This window comes from Novipirellula methanifontis, from assembly GCF_052161655.1.
Taxonomy (GTDB): Bacteria; Planctomycetota; Planctomycetia; order Pirellulales; family Pirellulaceae; genus Novipirellula.
In genome coordinates, this window is record NZ_CP197418.1 from 5,800,340 (window position 1) to 5,818,148 (window position 17,809).

The window sequence follows — 17,809 nt, forward strand, 5'->3', positions numbered from 1 at the left end:
ATCCTGCTTTCGTCTCACGTTTTCGTTTCTTTCCTATGTTTGCCAGTGAAAATCGTTACTGCCGCACAAGCAATCTGCGAGCTGTCATCTCGATATTGTTCGCGGTGTTGTTCAGCGGTGTTACCGGTTGTGGCCCGTCGAACACTTCGGTCGATCCGCCGCAGACGAGCCAAGAGCACGCTGGAGAGTTGCAACTTGATCACATTGCAGTCGCCCGTCGCGCGATAGCCGCGAAAGACTGGGTAACCGCAGAAACCGAATTGAGATCTCAACTCGTTGAAAACCCTGACGATGTTCTCGCTCTGGATATGGCCGGTGATGTGGCGTCTGCCCGTGGCAAGATGCAAGAATCGGCCCGCCTCTATCAAGCGGCAGTCGACAAGCATCCGCAAGCCTCCATCGAGTTATTTGATAAATTAGCCCAGCAGTGGACGGTCGCGGGACGTTTGTTTGAGAGCTTGTCTGTTCTGCAGGATGCAATTAACAAATATCCATCCTACCCACCGTTCCGCTTGGACTTGGCGGGGTTGGGCACGTTGACGGGGATGGAGCAGCTATCCATCGAACAGTTGAAATGGCTTGCACAACACAATCAGGGTGATGGCGAAGGCCTGATGGCGCTAGCGGCCCCAAGACGCATCCAACCGGACGAGTCGATCTGCAAGGAGGCGCTGGAGCGTTGTCCTGATGACTTACGGAATCACTATCCACTCGCCCGATTGGATGCTGCCAATCTACAGTGGCTTGATGTTGCCCAGCGATTGGAAGGCGTTGTTGAACAGCACCGTGACTTCATTCCGGCACAGCTGCTGTATGGGCGAGCATTGATCGAACTCGATCGAAACGACGATGTCCAACAGTGGCATGACCAGCTTCCCACGAGCGCGCAGGAGTCTGCGGACTATTGGGCGGTCGCCGGAGTTTGGGCTGAACATCAAGGAAATTTCGAGCAGGCTGCGCGAGCGTTCGGGGAAGCCGTTAAGCGAGATGGCTCGAATGATCCCGAAACGCTAAAAAAACTCGTCGTCAACCTGACGCGTATCGGTCGAGGCGATGCGTCCACCCGACTCACTCAACGCGTCCAGCAATTCGCTGAACTCAGCGACGCGTTGGATACGTTTGATTGGAGGGATTGTGAATCTCAAAGTGCTGCGATCACGGTTGCTCAGAGTATGGAGAAACTCGGGCGATTATGGGAGGCCGAGGGCTGGGCACGTCTGGCCTTGAGCCTGAGCAATGATAAGACCGCCGATGCCCAAGCGGCCTATCTCGCCATCCGCAAAAAACTAAGTACGGATACGCCTTGGCAGCTTCCCCAGGGGATTATCGGCAATGAGATTAATCTTGAGGACCTGCCGCAGGTTGCTTGGACAGCGAGTCGACAACCGACGATCGAAATGCCGCTATCGCAAAAGCAAGGCGATATCCGATTAGAGGATGAATCAATCCCGCGAGGCTTGATTCACACATGCGAGGTCTCGCCACAAGCAAAGGAAACGGGATACGCGATCTTCCAGACAAGTGGTGGAGGCGCGGCAGCCGTCGACTTCAATTTAGATGGCTGGCCTGATCTCGCCGTCGCGATGCTCGACGGTGATCCGATGAAGTCCAACTCGCAACCGAACCAGTTGTATCAGAACGTAGCGGGACAATTTGAAAACGTGACCGAGCTAGCTGGGATGCATGACACGGGGTTTGCTCAAGGAATCACTGTGGGTGACTTCAATGACGATGGATTCCCAGACATCTTCGATGCCAACATTGGCCGCAATCGCTTGTATCGCAATAACGGCGATGGAACATTCAGTGACGTGACCGATCAAGTTGGGCTGCAGGGTGAATTCTGGACGACTTCCCTAGTGATTGCCGACATTACTGGCGATGGCCTTGCCGATCTGTTCGAAGTTCAGTACTGCGCCGGCGAAGCACCTTATACAAAGCAATGCCCCAGTAGCACCGACAAAGACCGGATTGGTAGCTGCTCACCTCTACTGTTCGCAGCGGAACCGGATCGTGTTTGGCAGGGGGCTGCCGACGGCAGATTCGCGGAAACAACCGATCACTGGCTCGGTCAGACCAGCCCCGGGCGAGGTTTGGGGATTGCCGTCGGTCAATTTGATGAAAATGACGGCATGGACCTGTACGTCGCCAATGACATGTCGGCTAATCAATTCTGGTCTTCAACCCATCATGACGGAGAGTTGCGTTTAACCGATCTGGCCGTCTTGAGAGGTCTCGCTGTCAGCGGCGCATCGAAAGCTCAGGCGTCGATGGGCATCGCCGCCGGGGATCCAGACAACGATGGGGACATCGATTTCTTCCTCACCCACTTCGCACGCGAACACAACACGTTTTATCAACAGGAATCGCCTGGGATCTGGTCGGATCGCTCCCATCGTCTGGGGCTAGGTGAATCATCCATGAACGTCATGGGATTCGGTACCGAGTGGGCCGACTTTGATAACAACGGCACCGTCGAATTGATTATCACCAATGGCCATGTCAATGATGTCAAGGAGGATGATCCCCACGGAATCACATTGGCGATGCCACCTCAAATTTACCATCGGGATCGTAGTGGTGTTTGGCAAGAACTTGCACGTCAAGAATTGGGCGAGTATTTTTCGAAACCTCATGTGGGCCGTGCTTTATTGACGCTCGATGCAAATCGTGATGGGCGAGTTGATAGTCTCGTCACGCATTTGTTCGAGCCTGTCTCCCTGCTGATCAATCACACTGAATCCGCGGGGGCCTCGCAGGGGATCGTTCTCGTCGCGACAAGCGGTCAACGAGACGCTATCGGAGCCATCGTGACATTGGAGGTGGGCGGTCAGAAACGAACCGTTCAATTGTTAGCCGGAGATGGCTACATGTGTTCCAATCAGCGGCGGCTCTCAATCGGAATTGGCGCTGCGACCAAAATTCAGAATGTTCATGTCCACTGGCCGTCGGGTAGCCACGAAGTTTTTGGAGATATCTTGGTCGGCGAAGATATGTTGCTCATTGAAGGAACCGGAGAACCGGTTAGAGTCCGCTAATGCAGTCAATATCCATCCATTTTACGCCAGCCGTTAAGCATGGCATCGGCGCTGAACCTGCGGATAGCGTCACAATAGACGGTAAGGTCTTCGGTGGGCCTTTCATACGGCAATGCATCGAGGTGCAGATATTTTGGCCGAGGCACAATGCACTTTTTGGGTGATGGGCCGCCCCAATTGCAGTACAAGTCCTTACACCGCGTTCATTTGACTTGCGGGAAAGTGTATCCGACCAACTTTTCGCTCGACACAGACTTATAAGTTGTTATAACATCACGATCGCGTGCATTGATCTCAAGCTCGGATTGGCTACAACCGCTAAGGCTTGTCATCGGTAACCCTTAGCGAAGTTTTTATAGTCTAGCTCCGCTGAGCCTACTAGTGATCCGTTTTTCGTAACTGATTTCCTCTTCCTTCAAGAACGCAACTGAGCACACCGGTGGGTAAAAATCTTTCTGAAATGTCGTACGATTACATTCGAGAGAAGCTCGCCAGTGGTGAGTTTCCACCCGGAAAACAGTTGGTCAATCGAACACTTGCAGTCGAAATCGGGGTCAGTGTGATTCCGGTTCGTGAGGCGATTAACCGGTTGTCCAGCGAGGGCTTGGTGGACCACGTTCCTGGTGCCGGCGCTTATGTTCGCAAAACAAATCGCCAGGATCTGAACAACATCTACGTTTTACGTGATGCACTTGAAAGTTGTGCAGCGGCAGAAGCCGCACTGTACATAACGGAAGATCAACTGGAAGAGCTCGAGTTCATTCTTGATCAAGCCAAACAGACCGCCAAGCAGATATGCGGATCCTCCAAAGGTCACAGCAATAAACGTCAAATGGATCGCTGGTTAGATTGTGAGCAGCAGTTTCACGAACTGTTGGTCGAGGCGTCGCGAAATCCGTTACTTGCCAAAGTCGTCAAAGAAAATCGGGCAATCGCAATGGTCTTTGCGGCCCAACGCTATCATCCGCGAATATTAACGGCGAAGATCGCTCAGGAGACGTGCGAATCGAAGGCGGAGTTGCTGCAAGCCTTGCGCGACCACGACCCGGAACGAGCACGACAATTGATGAGTTTTCAAATTCAACGCGGCCGAAAAACTGTCATTAATTTCCTTAACCAGCAAGAGCGAAGCTAGTGCTGCTTTGCTGCTTGGAATTTGGGTCGCGCGTAGCGGAAGTCGTCAAGACTTTTGTTGTCTTTGCAGAACGATCCGAAATTCTCACGCGAGTTCCGCGACCCTAACGTTAATCTGTAACGAAGCTCTCGTTTTGTTTAACGTGACTCGCGGCATTGATCTCTCGTTCGACCGCCCAATTTTTTCGTTTTCCCCACAGTTGTGAGCCGACGGCGAAAGCGGCTTGTTGATTTAGGAGCCGCTCGCGCGTGAGCGACCAGGTTCCACGCATTCCTCGGTGCCTTACGACTCACGGCCCACCACAGCGATTTGCATCTCGATTAAATCAACAGCCCGCTCACAAGAATAGACGAAACTAATCGCTTCTAGCGTTAGTACGTTCGGCTCACCAATCGGGACAGTCGAACCAGATCATTGTGTTTCTTCTGCCAGTTCTCTCAGGCACGGTCCGATTCAGCGGGCGTCTCGCCCCGTACCCAAGGCCTTCTACCGGACTAACCACCATAAAATAGTAAAAATTTTGCATTTTGACGATACGCTCTTGCAATCTCATGTTATAACATGGCATAGCACAGTTACTGCTATTGGCTAATCAGTTCTCCCCTACTCAGGATTTTTGCAATGCGGTCGAGCCTATTAACGTTGTTTGTTCTGTCACTCTGCATAGTCGCTGCTGGATGTGGCACCCAGGCCACACAGTCACCGGAGCCTCGCGAGCTGCAGCGCTATCTGGAGCAAAACCCTGATGCGGCAGCGCGCGGCGGCCAAGCTGAACCGGCGGGTATCGAAGGGCCGACTGGGGCTCTCAGTTAAGACTATCAGTTTCTCATGTTTCGCTTTCTTCCTAGTTTCAATTTACAGAGGTGTATTATGAATGTCAGACGTAATCGTGGTTTTACATTAGTCGAGTTGCTGGTGGTGATCGCCATCATCGGCGTGCTCGTCGGTTTGTTGCTGCCAGCCGTACAAGCGGCCCGCGAGGCAGCTCGGCGAATGAGTTGCAGCAATAATTTCAAACAGATCGGATTGGCGTTTCACAACTACCATTCCGCTTACAATCAGCTACCGGCTCAGGCCGGTGGAACCGCACGAACGTCCGGCTCAGGCTGGAGTTCGACTTATACACCGACGCCCAGCGGTGGCGGAACAAACATGAACCAGCTCAGCGCGCTGGTCGGTATCACCCCATTCATTGAGCAGCAGGCGCTTTGGGAGCAGATCAGTAACCCGTTTCAGGTCGCCTCGGGTAATCGGTATGCTGCGATGGGTCCAAGCCCCTATATCCTACTCGCCGACCACACGGCTCAGGGCGAATACACACCTTGGTTGACCAACATTCCCTCCTTCCGTTGCCCAAGTGATCCGGGCGTAGGGCTCCCTGCGCAAGGCCGGACGAATTACGGCGTCTGTCTCGGCGACTCGCTTTATTGGCAGTACAACTGCATCACAGATCAGTTCGGTCAGCCGTCGCCTAACAATGTTAACGCGAGGAAAACGGGGCGTGGAGTTTTTGCGCACGGTCGTCTAAAGCCAAAGTTCCGTAGTATCCTTGACGGGCTTTCTAACACGATTATGGCTGGCGAGTTCAATACGGACTTGGGCGATCGAGATGTCACCACTCAACCACGCAGTGGCATCAATGGTCACCACCTTGAGCCGAAAAAGGCTTACGAGCAGATCGATCCAGAGCGTCCAAGGTTTTGGCTTTCGACTGCCCCAACGAATGGAAGCGCCGAAGAGATGCGAGGCTACAAATGGGCATACGGGTTAGCCATCTTTTCCGGCATTACGACGATTCTTCCTCCGAATGCCCCGGTGGTCTACGACACTTCCAGCACTACCGCCACTGACATTTTCCGATGGGGGATTTTTTCGCCTAGTAGTCGGCACCAAGGTGGATGTCACGTGTTGATGGGTGACGGTGCAATCAAGTTTATCACCGATTCGATCGAGGCGGGTGGAGGAGCGATGGTTTCCCACGACGGAAATGGTGCCACGCTACCACCCGGCTCCGCGAGTCCTTACGGATTGTGGGGTAGTCTAGGAACGCAGGCCAACAGAGAGATTATTAACGAGGAGTTCTAGGCGGCAATCTGCAAGTCGGGGTGGCGCGACAGGGGCCTGTCGCGCTGCCCGGTTTCGCAAGCGTTCCTACGCCCAACCAAGCTAGGTTGAAAATCTTTGACCACGTAGATATTCCGGTGATAAATATGACCCGCTGCCTTATCCTGATCCTGTGCGTTTTCCTGTTTAACGCGTCCACGCTTTGTGCTGAGCCGGCCGATGACGTTCTGTTCAGCACTTCGTTTGAACGCCCACCCCAAGCAACGTTCCAGCAGTTAAAAATTGGCTCGGTCGAGATTAATGCGACCGGTACGGCAAACATCACCTCGCGGTTTGCCCACAGCGGCGAAAAATGCCTGCACATGCTTGGCGACGCAAACAATACGGTGACGCTTGTCCTTCCACCAGAACTGTCCAACGTCAAGGGAATCCGGTTTTATGCTGAGCGCTGGACAGTCAAAAGTCCGTTCACATTCAAGGTCGAGGTACAGCAGGACGGGAAATGGCGCGATGTTGCACAACTGGACAGTGTGATCGACGTGGGCGCGCGTTTCCGTTCACATATCCAACTTCCGATTATGGGCAACGCAAAAACGGAGGCCATTCGCTTCAGCACCGAAGCCGCGTCCAGCTCAGGATTGCTGATCGACGATTTGTCGTTGCATTCTTCGGTTCCAAAACGGCCAACCATCATTCCGACTGATGTGATGCCGAGCGAACCGCTAAAGCTAATCGGCAGCCAGTCCCTGTTTGTGTCAGGCACACAAGACACGCACACGTTTCGCATCCCCGCGATTGCTACCGCGACCAACGGTGATTTGATCGCCGCATGTGATGCCCGGCGAACTGGATCGGGTGACCTACTTCCCCAGCGTACGATCGACATTGTGTTTCGTCGGAGCACCGACAATGGCGAGACTTGGACACCAATGGAAGTAATGGATCAGTCCGATGATGGAGGCTGCAGCGACCCATCGTTGCTGGTCGACGAAATCACGGGCGACCTATTCTGTTTCTACAACTTTATGAATAATGATAAGTCGAGCAAAGAATTTCGCTTTTACGTGCAAAAGAGCTCGGACCACGGAAAGAGCTGGGGAAAGCCAGATGACTTCACTGATCAGGTCGCTGGACCCGAGTTAAAGGATGCGTTCAAGTTCATCACATCGGGCCGAGGAATCCAAGCCCGCGATGGAACGCTGATCCACAATTACGTTCGCGTCGGCCAAGGCGTCACATTGTTCGCCAGCCGAGATCATGGCAGGACATGGAAAACATTCGGCGATGTCACTCCAGGGGACGAATCCAAAGTGGTAGAATTGTCAGACGGCACGCTGATGGTCAATTCGCGGATCGACCCGGGAAAACGGTTTGTACACAGGTCATCCGATGGCGGAAAAACCTGGAACAGCCTCAGCGATGTCAGTCTACCCGACCCGCGTTGTAACGCCAGCATCATCCAGTACACGGCCAAAGCGGATGGCTATTCCAAAAATCGGCTACTGTTCTGCAACGCTGCCTCAAACCAAGGACGTCAGAACTTGGCGGTCCGAATCAGCTATGATGACGGTGCGACCTGGAGTGCTGGTAAGGTGATCGATAAGGGGGCCGCTGCTTACTCGGAAATGACCATACTGAAAGACGGTAGTTTCGGCGTCTTGTACGAACCCGGCCACAGCGAAGTCCGTTTCGTCCGCTTCTCACTCGATGCACTGACAGACGGGACGGACCGATTGAACAAACCCTATGTCCGCGCCAACAAGACTGGATTCTAATCAACTAATATCATTAGCGACTTAGGAATCACTTCGCGACCGCGCACTTCACTCGCCCGGCGTCCATCGCTAATAGGAATGGGTAGAATCTAACCCACAAGTTTTAGCAATGCTTGGAGACGAACCAGGGCTAGTTCATGATCGATCCTTGCGAAGCAGTGACCATGTGGTTCGCGCTCGATCACGTCGAAGAGGAAAATGGCTTTGTTCGTTTCGCAAGGGTTCGCATCAACGTGATATGCGACCGCATGCTCGCACGCAGACGCTTGGGTTTAGTCAAGGAATCGTCGACTTCCCAACGGAACAAGACCGTAACTTTGAGATCTCCATGCTGGCCTGACCCAGCGATCTGAACGTCCCCGAAACGATTGCAATCCATCACGCCGACCGAAACCAATCTGCCGCGAGTTCGTGCCGAATGTTGGGATTCATCAATTACAGCGAGCACGTTCGCGAAGACGCAAATCCTCATGTGGCGCCTTAACGGAATCTGGCCAAAGACATGAAAGCAATGGAGAATGCTATCGGGATGGTAGCCCCCCATGTCGATTTGCATCACTAAGCAGTTTCCCACGAATCTTGTCGTACTTCTGCTGGCGGTATTTCTAAAAATCCTGGGCAGAGATGCAAGTTGGCTTAAGGTGGAGATTTGGCCTACGTTCCTTAATACCCTCGGTGTCGCCGCCCCAATGGCAATACAAGTCCTAACACCGCGGGCATTGGACTCGCTAGAACAGACGTCCGACCACAATCTCGCTGGACATTACATTATCTTACGTTATAACGTAAGTGTAACGTCTATTGAACGTAACTGATTTCCCTTTCGCCAATAAATGCAAGCGAGCAAACCCGTGGACCGAAGTCTTGCTGAAAAGTCGTATGATTACATTCAAGATAAGCTCGCCAGTGGTGAGTTTCCGCCCGGAAAACAGTTGGTTAATCGGACACTTGCAGTCGAAATCGGGGTAAGTGTGATTCCGGTTCGTGAGGCGATCAATCGGTTGTCCAGCGAGGGGTTGGTACGACACGTTCCCGGTGCCGGTGCCTATGTTCGCAAAACCGATCGCCAGGATCTTAATAATATCTACGTTCTGCGTGACGCACTCGAAAGTTGCGCCGCGTCAGAAGCTGCGCAATATATTACGGAGGATCAACTGGATGAACTCGCACACATTCTTGATCGTGCTGGAGAAACCGCCGCGCAGATTCGCGATTCCTCCAATGGTTACAGCAACAAACGTCAATTAGATCGCTGGATGGATGACGAGCAACAGTTTCATAAGTTGTTGGTCGAGGCGTCGCGAAATCCGTTGCTTGCCAAAGTCATCAAAGATAATCGGGCAATCGCAATGGTCTTTGCAGCCCAGCGCTATGATCCGCGGTTGTTAACGACGGAGGTCGCTCAGGAGACGTGCGAATCGAAGGCGGAGTTGCTGCAGGCTTTGCGAGACCGCGACCCCCATCGAGCGAGACAGTTGATGAGTGATCAAATCCGTCGTGGCCGAAAAACCGTCATCGGCTTTCTTAACCAGCAACGGCGAGACCGGAGCTAGTTTCGCTAACATCGAGATCGATCTCGACCGTCCCTTTTTTTTCGATTTCCCCGCAGTAGTTAGGCGTGGGCGTTAACCGCGGACGGCTGAAACTTTGGACTTGTTGTGATTTTTAGTTGCGTTGGTTTTCTGCCACCTCTCCACCAACTTTGTTGGGGGAGAGGTCCAGCGGAGCCTTCAGTGACGTTCGGGTGAGGGGGCCGACCGAGTAACTCGCTTGCCGACGATAACGCCTTTTGCACCGGAATTGCTCGCCGATAGCGCGGTCGCCCCCTCACCCGAGCAACGCCTAAAGGGCGTGCTCGACCTCTCCCCCGACTTCGCCGGTGGAGAGGTAACTGCGGTATCGGCCGGAATAAAAAATCACCTCCAATATCCGATGACGACAGCAAAAACTTAGCAGTCCAGCGCCAGTCGCGGGCCCGTCAAGATTTTTGGAAACATGCCCGCGGCTAACGCCGTCGGCTCACAAAATCTGCGTCGTTCCGGGTCGAATCCACCGTGTGTGCAGCGGATGCCTGATGAAACAACAAAAAAATTCTAGATTTTCGCTTTACTCACGCACTTCCGTGTTATAACATGGCATAGCACGGCCAGCACGGGGGCCACTTCAGAACCTCTCTCAGGAGATTTATCATGCGGTCGAGCCTACTAAAACTGTTCGTTCTTTCACTCTGCTTAGTCGCCACGGGATGCGGTAGCCAAAACGAGCTGTCCCCTGAGCCTGGTGAGCTGGAGCGTTATCTAGAAGAAAACCCCGAGGCCGCTGCACGCGGCGGTCGAGAGGAACCAGCGGGTTTCAATGGACCCGCCGAGATTCCGCGTTAGAACAAGCAAAATCTTGTTGTTCTTCTTTTCCTAGTTTTGATCTTTTCCCAGTTTTGATTTACAGAGGTGTATTATGAATGTCAGACGTAATCGTGGTTTCACATTAGTCGAGTTGCTGGTGGTGATCGCCATCATCGGCGTGCTCGTGGGTTTGTTGCTGCCAGCCGTACAAGCGGCCCGCGAAGCAGCCCGACGAATGAGTTGCAGCAACAATTTCAAACAGATCGGATTGGCGTTCCACAACTACCATTCCGCTTACGGTCAGCTACCGGCTCAGGCCGGTGGTACCGCACGAACGTCCGGCTCAGGCTGGAGTTCGACTTATACACCGACGCCCGGCGGTGGCGGAACAAACATGAACCAGCTCAGCGCGCTGGTCGGTATCACCCCATTCATTGAGCAGCAGGCGCTTTGGGAGCAGATCAGTAACCCGTTTCAGGTCGCCTCGGGTAATCGGTATGCTGCGATGGGTCCAAGCCCCTATATCCTACTCGCCGACCACACGGCTCAGGGCGAATACACACCTTGGTTGACCAACATTTCCTCCTTCCGTTGCCCAAGTGACCCGGGCGTAGGGCTCCCTGCGCAAGGCCGGACGAATTACGGCGTCTGTCTCGGCGACTCGCTTTATTATCAATACAACGCAATCACCGATCAGTTCGGAAAGTCGGTCTCCACTTATGCCGACGCGAATAACGTTAACCGTGGAATTTTTGCTCACGGTCGTCTCAAGCCAAAGTTCCGCGACGTGCTTGACGGGCTTTCTAACACGATTATGGCTGGTGAGTTCAATACGGACTTGGGCGATCGAGATGTCACCACTCAACCACGCAGTGGCATCAATGGTCACCACCTTGACCCGAAAAAGGCTTACGAGCAGATCGATCCAGAGCGACCAAGGTTTTGGCTTTCGTCTGCCCCAACGAATGGAAGCCCCGAAGAGATGCGAGGCTACAAATGGGCATACGGGTTAGCCGTATTTACCGGCATTACGACGATTCTTCCTCCCAATGCCCCCGTGGTCTACGACACTTCCAGCACTACCGCCACTGACATTTTCCGATGGGGGATCTGGTCTCCCAGCAGTCGGCATCAAGGTGGTTGTCACGTGTTGATGGGTGACGGTGCGATCAAGTTTGTCACCGATTCAATTGAAGCGGGTGGAGGAGCAATGGTGTCCCACAACGGCAGCGGCGGCACGCTTCCACCGGGCTCCAAGAGTCCTTATGGATTGTGGGGAGCGTTGGGAACAAAGGCCAGTCGTGAGACGATTGGCCAGGAATTCTAGTGCCTCGTCAGTCTTTGATTTTGGGGTTTCTAATGTAGTGGAGCTTGCTAAAGCTCCCTGTGTCTTGGGGTGGGAGGAGCTTTCGCAAGCTCCATTACAGGTTGATCGTAGCGGAAGTCGTCAAGACTTTCGGCGGATCTTCCGAACGAACCGGAACTCGCACGCGAGTTCCGGTACCCTATTGATAATTGATTCAGCTGTTACGCAGCGCTAATCTGCAATTCGAGGTTTGCGCGACTGGAGGTTAGTCGCGCGGACAGCGGACTTAACATGTCCGGCATGTCACGACATCGGTTACCAACAACGGTTCAAGAAAGAATGATCGATAATAAACTGAACGGCTTGATTGCCGCGACTTATACGCCACTCGATGACAACGGTGAGCTGAATCTTGATCCGATCGCGGCGATGACCGAGTGGCTAATCGCCCAAGGCATCAGCGGTCTTTACGTATGCGGAAGTACCGGCGAGGGAATGTCGCTCAGTAGTGATGAGCGGCGGCGAGTTGCAGAGGCATACGTCCAGTCCGCCGGTGGTCGCGTCCCAGTCATCATTCAGGTCGGACACAACAGTCTTGCCGAAGCGAGGCAGCTTGCTGCTCACGCTCAACAGATTGGCGCGACCCACGTCTCGGCGACCTGTCCGTCGTACTTTAGCATCAATAATGTCAACACGCTGGTTGATTGCATGGCTGAAGTTGCCGGTGGTGCGCCGGAGCTGCCGTTCTACTACTACCACATTCCCGCTCTAACCGGTTCCACATTGGATATGGTTGAGTTTCTTAAACTTGGTGGTCAGCGAATTCCCAATCTTGCTGGTCTCAAGTACACCGACACAAAACTGCATGAGTTTCAGCAATGCTTGGAGCTGGACCCGGCAAGATTCGATGTTGTTTGGGGTTGTGACGAAATGATGCTCGGCGCGCTGGCGACGGGTGCTACCGCATCCATCGGCAGCACATTTAACATCGCTGCTCCGTTGTATCTTGGAATCACGGAAGCCTTTCACCAAGGGGATCTGGTCGAAGCTCGGCGTCTACAGTCGCTTTCGGTAGAGATGATTCGGACGATAGGCAAGTACCCGTTCCATGCGGCGATGAAAGCGGTGCTCGGCATGAAGGGATTTGATTTGGGTGGCTGTCGATTGCCACAGGGGAGGCTGCCCGAGTCGGACGTCAGCACTCTACGACAGAATCTTGAATCGATTGTTTTTTTTGATTGGTCGCAGCCCGAAATTCACGCGGCTACCTAACGGCATCGGCTCGAGCCTACCTGAGTCCATGAACACCCAGCCTTTACGGTTGATTTGCTCTGTTTCTCACTCAACGAGGTTGTTGATGAAAGTTTCAGGATTGAGGGCGACGCAGGCGTTTTTGACGTACGTGCTGCTATTCTCAGCCACAACGATGGCGGCGTCTCGGCCCAATATTCTGTTCATCGTCTCGGAAGATAACAGCGAACATCTCGGCTGCTATGGTGAAGACCGCGTTCATACGCCTCATCTCGATGCGCTGGCGGCGGGAGGCGTTCGTTACACACGGGCCTATGTGCCGTATTCAGTCTGCAGTCCGTCGCGGGCCGCGTTCCTGACCGGACTCTACACTCGTCAAACTGGACACATCGGCTTGGCGACGCACCGGTTTTCGATGGTTCGCGATTTCAAAACAATGCCAGCGTATTTCAAGCAGGCCGGTTACTACACCGGGTTTCTCGGCAAGACCCACATCAATCCGGAACACGTCGTTGAAGACCACGTCGACCACCGCGCGATTCGCAATTTAAACTTCGACAAGACCATCAGCATCGCAGCCTATGCCGAAGAGGCTGGCACGGTTATCGAGAAGGCAGCCGCTCGCGAGAAACCATTTCTGCTGATCATCAACTACGCTGACGCCCATCGGAAATTTGTCAGAAAGTCAAAGCACGGATTTCCAACGCGACAAGTCGAAGATGACGTTGAGCCGTTCCCCTGGATCGGTTCCGACTCGCCTCATCTGCGTGAGGAACTCCGCGACTACTTCAACTGCATGAACCGACTCGACGAAGGCGTCGGCATGGTGCTGAAAAAACTGGACGAGGCGGGAGCAGCCGAAAACACACTGGTTGTTTACATCAGCGATCACGGCGCGGATTTCCCCAGAGGCAAAGGCAGTATTTACGAAAACGGCACACGTATTCCCATGATCGTGAATTACCCGAAGAGTTTTCTGAAGGGAAAGGTGGAACACGCAATGGTGTCGACAATTGATCTTCTACCGACGATGTTACAAGCCGCTGGTTTGCCCATTCCTAACAACTTGCCGGGCATTGCGCTGCAGGACATCGATTCAGGCAAAGTTCCACAGCGAAAATACATCCACACTTTCACAACCGGATCGTCACCGAATCTGTTGTACGTGCAGTTTGGAATTCGGGATGAGCGTTACAAGCTGGTCTACAACCCGGATCGAGCACTTAATTTGCTCGCCGCGTCTCGATACACGAACAGCAAGCTACCGGAGGACCAACATCTGCAGAGCTTTCTTTATCCGCCGGAATACGAATTGTTCGACCTGCAGAAGGATCCGTACGAGTGGAAAAACTTGGCGGATAGTGCGGAGCATCGAGACATCCGGCAGCGACTCATCAAAGCCATGCAGGACTTTCAACAAGAGATCAAAGACCCGTTCGCCAATAAAGAGAATGTCGCGACTTTCATAGCCGAACAGAAAGAGTACCTCCACAAACCGTACAAAAAAGCAGGCTTCCGTTGGCCGCACCTGACCATGTTTGAGATGAATAACCAATGAACCTCATTGCCATCCGTGACGCACTATTTCAGTACATCAACAAACCACCGGGTATCGGGCAGCCGACGCCGCCTCATCAAGACGGCTTCTACTTTATGCTAGAACCCAACGAAGCCGTCACAATGTGGTTGGCGTTGGAAGACGTCGACGAAGAAACCGGCTGCGTTCGTTATGTGAAGGGGTCTCACAACGATGGACTTCGGCCACATGACAAAACGGCAACGCTCGGCTTCTCGCAAGAATTAATCGACTATGGCCCACGCGATACGGAACGAGAGATTCCATTTCCGGCTAACCCAGGCGATCTGCTTGTGCATCACGCGCTGACGATTCACCGCGCCGATGGCAATCGTTCGCAGACTCGAACTCGACAGGCCCTTGGATTCATTTACTGCTCCAGTGAGGCCGTAGAGAGTGAAGAGAAGCAGAAGCGTCAGGCAGCGATAATAAAGCGATTTAAAAGCCAGGGGAAGTTATAGCGATGCCGTGGACCAAGTTTACTCAATGCCCAGATGTAGAATGAAACATTCAGCCATTTCTCTCATTGCTCTTGTGCTTGCCATTGTTCCGCAGCTTTCTGCTGCTGGGCAAGATCTGTTGTCATGGAACGAACTGCCACCGGTGCCCGACGAACTTGGATTTGCTGGGCCATTTGCAGGTGTCCACAACGATTCGTTGATTGTCGCTGGAGGCGCAAACTTTCCGAAGCCTGTTTGGGAGAACGATGTTAAGTACTGGCACGATCGAATCTTTGTACTCACGAAAAATGGCAGCGACTACCAATGGAAGGATGGTGGAAAGCTCGCCAAGCCGATTGCGTATGGCGCCGCCGTGTCGACTCCCCAGGGCGTCGTCTGCATGGGTGGCAACGACTCCACCAGCACGTTTGACGATGTCTTCCTGCTGCAGTGGGATCCGGAAACGAAAAAGATCTCCAGAACTGAATATCCGTCGCTACCGAAGCCCTGTGCACATGGCGCGGCCACACTGATCGGTGATACGATCTATTTGGCGGGCGGCCAACAGGATGCGTCACTCCAATCTGCGATGTCGAATTTCTGGTCGTTGGACTTGTCGCAGCGAGGCAACCCCAAGGAATTCATTTGGAAAGAGCGTCCGCCGTGCCCAGGTCCCTCTCGCGCGTTTAATCTGACCGTCGCGCAGCACAACGGCTACCACGATTGTGTCTATGTGATCAGCGGCAGGCGACAGGACGGCCCGGACGATACGAACGTCGAATTCCTCACAGACGTTTGGGAGTACACACCCGCGACGCAGCAGTGGCGGCAGCGCAGAGATGCGCCGCGGTGTGTGACGGCGGGCACGGGGATTGGATTCGGCCAAAGCCACATTTTCGTGCTGGGCGGCGCGGACGGCTCACTTTATTTCAAAGGCAATGAGCTCAAAGACGATCATCCCGGCTTTATCAAACAATCACTCGCGTACCACACGATCACCAATACCTGGGTGGAAGCGGGCGCAACTCTCGCGAATCATGTCACCACGATCGCGGTGAAGTGGGGCGATTCGATCATCATTCCAAGCGGCGAAGTTCGTCCGCGTGTGCGATCGCCCGCGGTGTATCGCGTCACACCGACCAGTGCGAGTCGCCACTTCGGAACGGTCAATTACATCGTGTTATTTGGCTATTTGTTGGCGATGGTGGGCGTTGGCGTCTACTTCACCAACAAAAACAAGAGCACGAACGATTTCTTCCGCGGAGGCCAGACGATTCCGTGGTGGGCAGCTGGCTGCAGCATTTTTGCAACGATGCTTAGCTCGCTGACGTTCACCGGCATTCCATCAAAATCGTTTGCTCAAGATTGGGTGTATTCGATTGGTAATATGATGATTCCGGTGGTCGCGGTGCTTGCGGTCTTTGTGGTGATGCCGTTTTACCGTCGGATCGATGCGACCAGTGCGTATGAGTACTTGGAAAAGCGATTCAGTCCTGGCGTGCGTATGTTCGGCAGCGCCAGCTTCACGTTGTTTCATATTTTCCGAATGGCCGTCGTGATGTCGCTCACCGGTTTGGCGCTCGCGGTTGCAACGCCGCTCACACCTGCACAATCCGTGTTGCTAATGGGCGTGCTGAGCATCACCTACTGCACGATGGGCGGAATAGAAGCGGTCATTTGGACCGACACGATTCAAACCGTCGTGTTGCTCGGCGGCGGGCTGCTGGCGATGATCTTGCTGATCGGCGGCGTGGAAGGGGGGGTCAGTGGATTTGCGACGACCGCGTCGGATGCGGACAAGTTTAAGATTGCCAATTTCCACTGGGACGCGACCAGTGCGCAGATTGCGCTTTGGGTGATCATTCTTGGTTCGATCGCTCAAAATGTTTCGTCGTACTCCGCCGATCAAGCGGTGGTGCAGCGGTACATGACAACGGCAACTAAGGAGTTAGCAGCACGTTCGATTTGGACCAATGCGGTGTTGACTGTTCCTGCGACCTTGTTGTTCTTTGGGATCGGAACGGCACTGTTTGCTTTCTACAGTTCGCATCCAGAGAAGTTGGATCCGACGATCACGACCGATCAAGTCTTCCCATTGTTCATCGCTCGTGAAATGCCGATCGGAATCGCGGGGTTAATTGTGGCCGCCGTGTTTGCGGCCGCTCAGTCAACAGTTTCGACAAGCATGAATTCAACGGCCACCACGATCGTCACGGATTTCATGCGACCTATGAATCTGTGCCGATCCGACCACGGTTACTTAAACGCGGCGCGTTTCTGGACGCTCGCTTTGGGAGTGATTGGCACGCTGCTGGGACTCGTCTTCGTGAATCCCGATATCAAGTCGCTGTTTGACACTTTCATCATGGTCATCGGTTTGTTCATGGGGGTGCTGGGTGGCTTGTTCGTCTTGGGAGCACTCAGTCGGCGAGCGAATGCAAAGGGCGCAATGATTGGTGCGATCGTGGGTGCCGGTGTGATGTTTTGGATGTGGAAGTTCACTTCCATCAACGGATATCTCTACACCGCCAGCGGTATTGCCTCCTGTGTCGTCGTGGGTTTCATCGCCAGTCTCGCGTTTGGTAAGCCATTGAAGGATTTGACTGGCTTGACGATCTATACGCTGCACACCCCAGAAGTTACTGCCCACACGGACCGGGTTGTCCTGACGCCCCAAGAAGCAACAACTTGATGCATTGGCGAAGTCAGAGGCAATCAGATTTTTTAAGTTGCGTATTTTTCCAACATCATAACCTCAAGTGTGAGTTTTTAACTCAGCGTTTTTCAGCAGTGCCGGAGGCACGACAGCATGTAGCCTGGGGCGTCAGCCCCAGGTTTTTCGATTCAAATGTTTCAGAAGCCCCGAAGGGGCGACAGCGATC

Annotated in this window: 11 protein-coding genes; all 11 read left to right on the forward strand. The window is 53.5% G+C overall.

Annotated features, from left to right (window positions below):
• Window positions 1–35 precede the first annotated feature (35 nt).
• The 11 genes from SH528x_RS20970 to SH528x_RS21020 all read left to right on the forward strand — a co-directional run bounded on the left by SH528x_RS20970 (window position 36) and on the right by SH528x_RS21020 (window position 17,619).
• Entirely contained in the window at window positions 36–3,038 is a 3,003-nt protein-coding gene (locus tag SH528x_RS20970; protein ID WP_442505407.1) for an FG-GAP-like repeat-containing protein, read from the forward strand.
• A gap of 460 nt (window positions 3,039–3,498) precedes the next feature.
• On the forward strand, window positions 3,499–4,173 hold the full coding sequence (locus SH528x_RS20975) for a GntR family transcriptional regulator (RefSeq protein WP_442505408.1): 675 nt from the start codon (window positions 3,499–3,501) through the stop codon (window positions 4,171–4,173).
• Between the two features lie 870 nt (window positions 4,174–5,043).
• On the forward strand, window positions 5,044–6,258 hold the full coding sequence (locus tag SH528x_RS20980; protein ID WP_442505409.1) for a DUF1559 family PulG-like putative transporter: 1,215 nt from the start codon (window positions 5,044–5,046) through the stop codon (window positions 6,256–6,258).
• Between the two features lie 125 nt (window positions 6,259–6,383).
• Complete coding sequence (locus tag SH528x_RS20985; RefSeq protein ID WP_442505410.1) at window positions 6,384–8,012, forward strand: sialidase family protein; 1,629 nt, start codon at window positions 6,384–6,386, stop codon at window positions 8,010–8,012.
• An 851-nt stretch (window positions 8,013–8,863) separates the two neighbouring features.
• Window positions 8,864–9,565, forward strand: coding sequence for a GntR family transcriptional regulator (locus SH528x_RS20990; protein ID WP_442505411.1), 702 nt, complete (start codon window positions 8,864–8,866; stop codon window positions 9,563–9,565).
• A gap of 636 nt (window positions 9,566–10,201) precedes the next feature.
• Window positions 10,202–10,393 (forward strand): hypothetical protein, encoded by a 192-nt coding sequence (locus SH528x_RS20995; protein ID WP_442505412.1) that lies wholly within the window; start codon window positions 10,202–10,204, stop codon window positions 10,391–10,393.
• Window positions 10,394–10,466: 73 nt separating this feature from the next.
• Window positions 10,467–11,681, forward strand: a complete 1,215-nt coding sequence (locus SH528x_RS21000) for a DUF1559 family PulG-like putative transporter (RefSeq protein WP_442505413.1) — start codon at window positions 10,467–10,469, stop codon at window positions 11,679–11,681.
• 318 nt (window positions 11,682–11,999) lie between these two features.
• Window positions 12,000–12,932, forward strand: a complete 933-nt coding sequence (locus SH528x_RS21005) for a dihydrodipicolinate synthase family protein (RefSeq protein WP_442505414.1) — start codon at window positions 12,000–12,002, stop codon at window positions 12,930–12,932.
• 85 nt (window positions 12,933–13,017) lie between these two features.
• Window positions 13,018–14,469, forward strand: a complete 1,452-nt coding sequence (locus SH528x_RS21010) for a sulfatase family protein (protein ID WP_442505415.1) — start codon at window positions 13,018–13,020, stop codon at window positions 14,467–14,469.
• Window positions 14,466–14,948: a phytanoyl-CoA dioxygenase family protein gene (locus SH528x_RS21015; RefSeq protein ID WP_442505416.1), complete on the forward strand. Its 483-nt coding sequence runs from the start codon at window positions 14,466–14,468 to the stop codon at window positions 14,946–14,948. The genes SH528x_RS21010 and SH528x_RS21015 overlap by 4 nt, the downstream gene beginning before the upstream one ends.
• Window positions 14,949–14,988: 40 nt before the next feature.
• Window positions 14,989–17,619 (forward strand): sodium:solute symporter family transporter, encoded by a 2,631-nt coding sequence (locus SH528x_RS21020; RefSeq protein WP_442505417.1) that lies wholly within the window; start codon window positions 14,989–14,991, stop codon window positions 17,617–17,619.
• The last annotated feature ends 190 nt before the right edge of the window (window positions 17,620–17,809 follow it).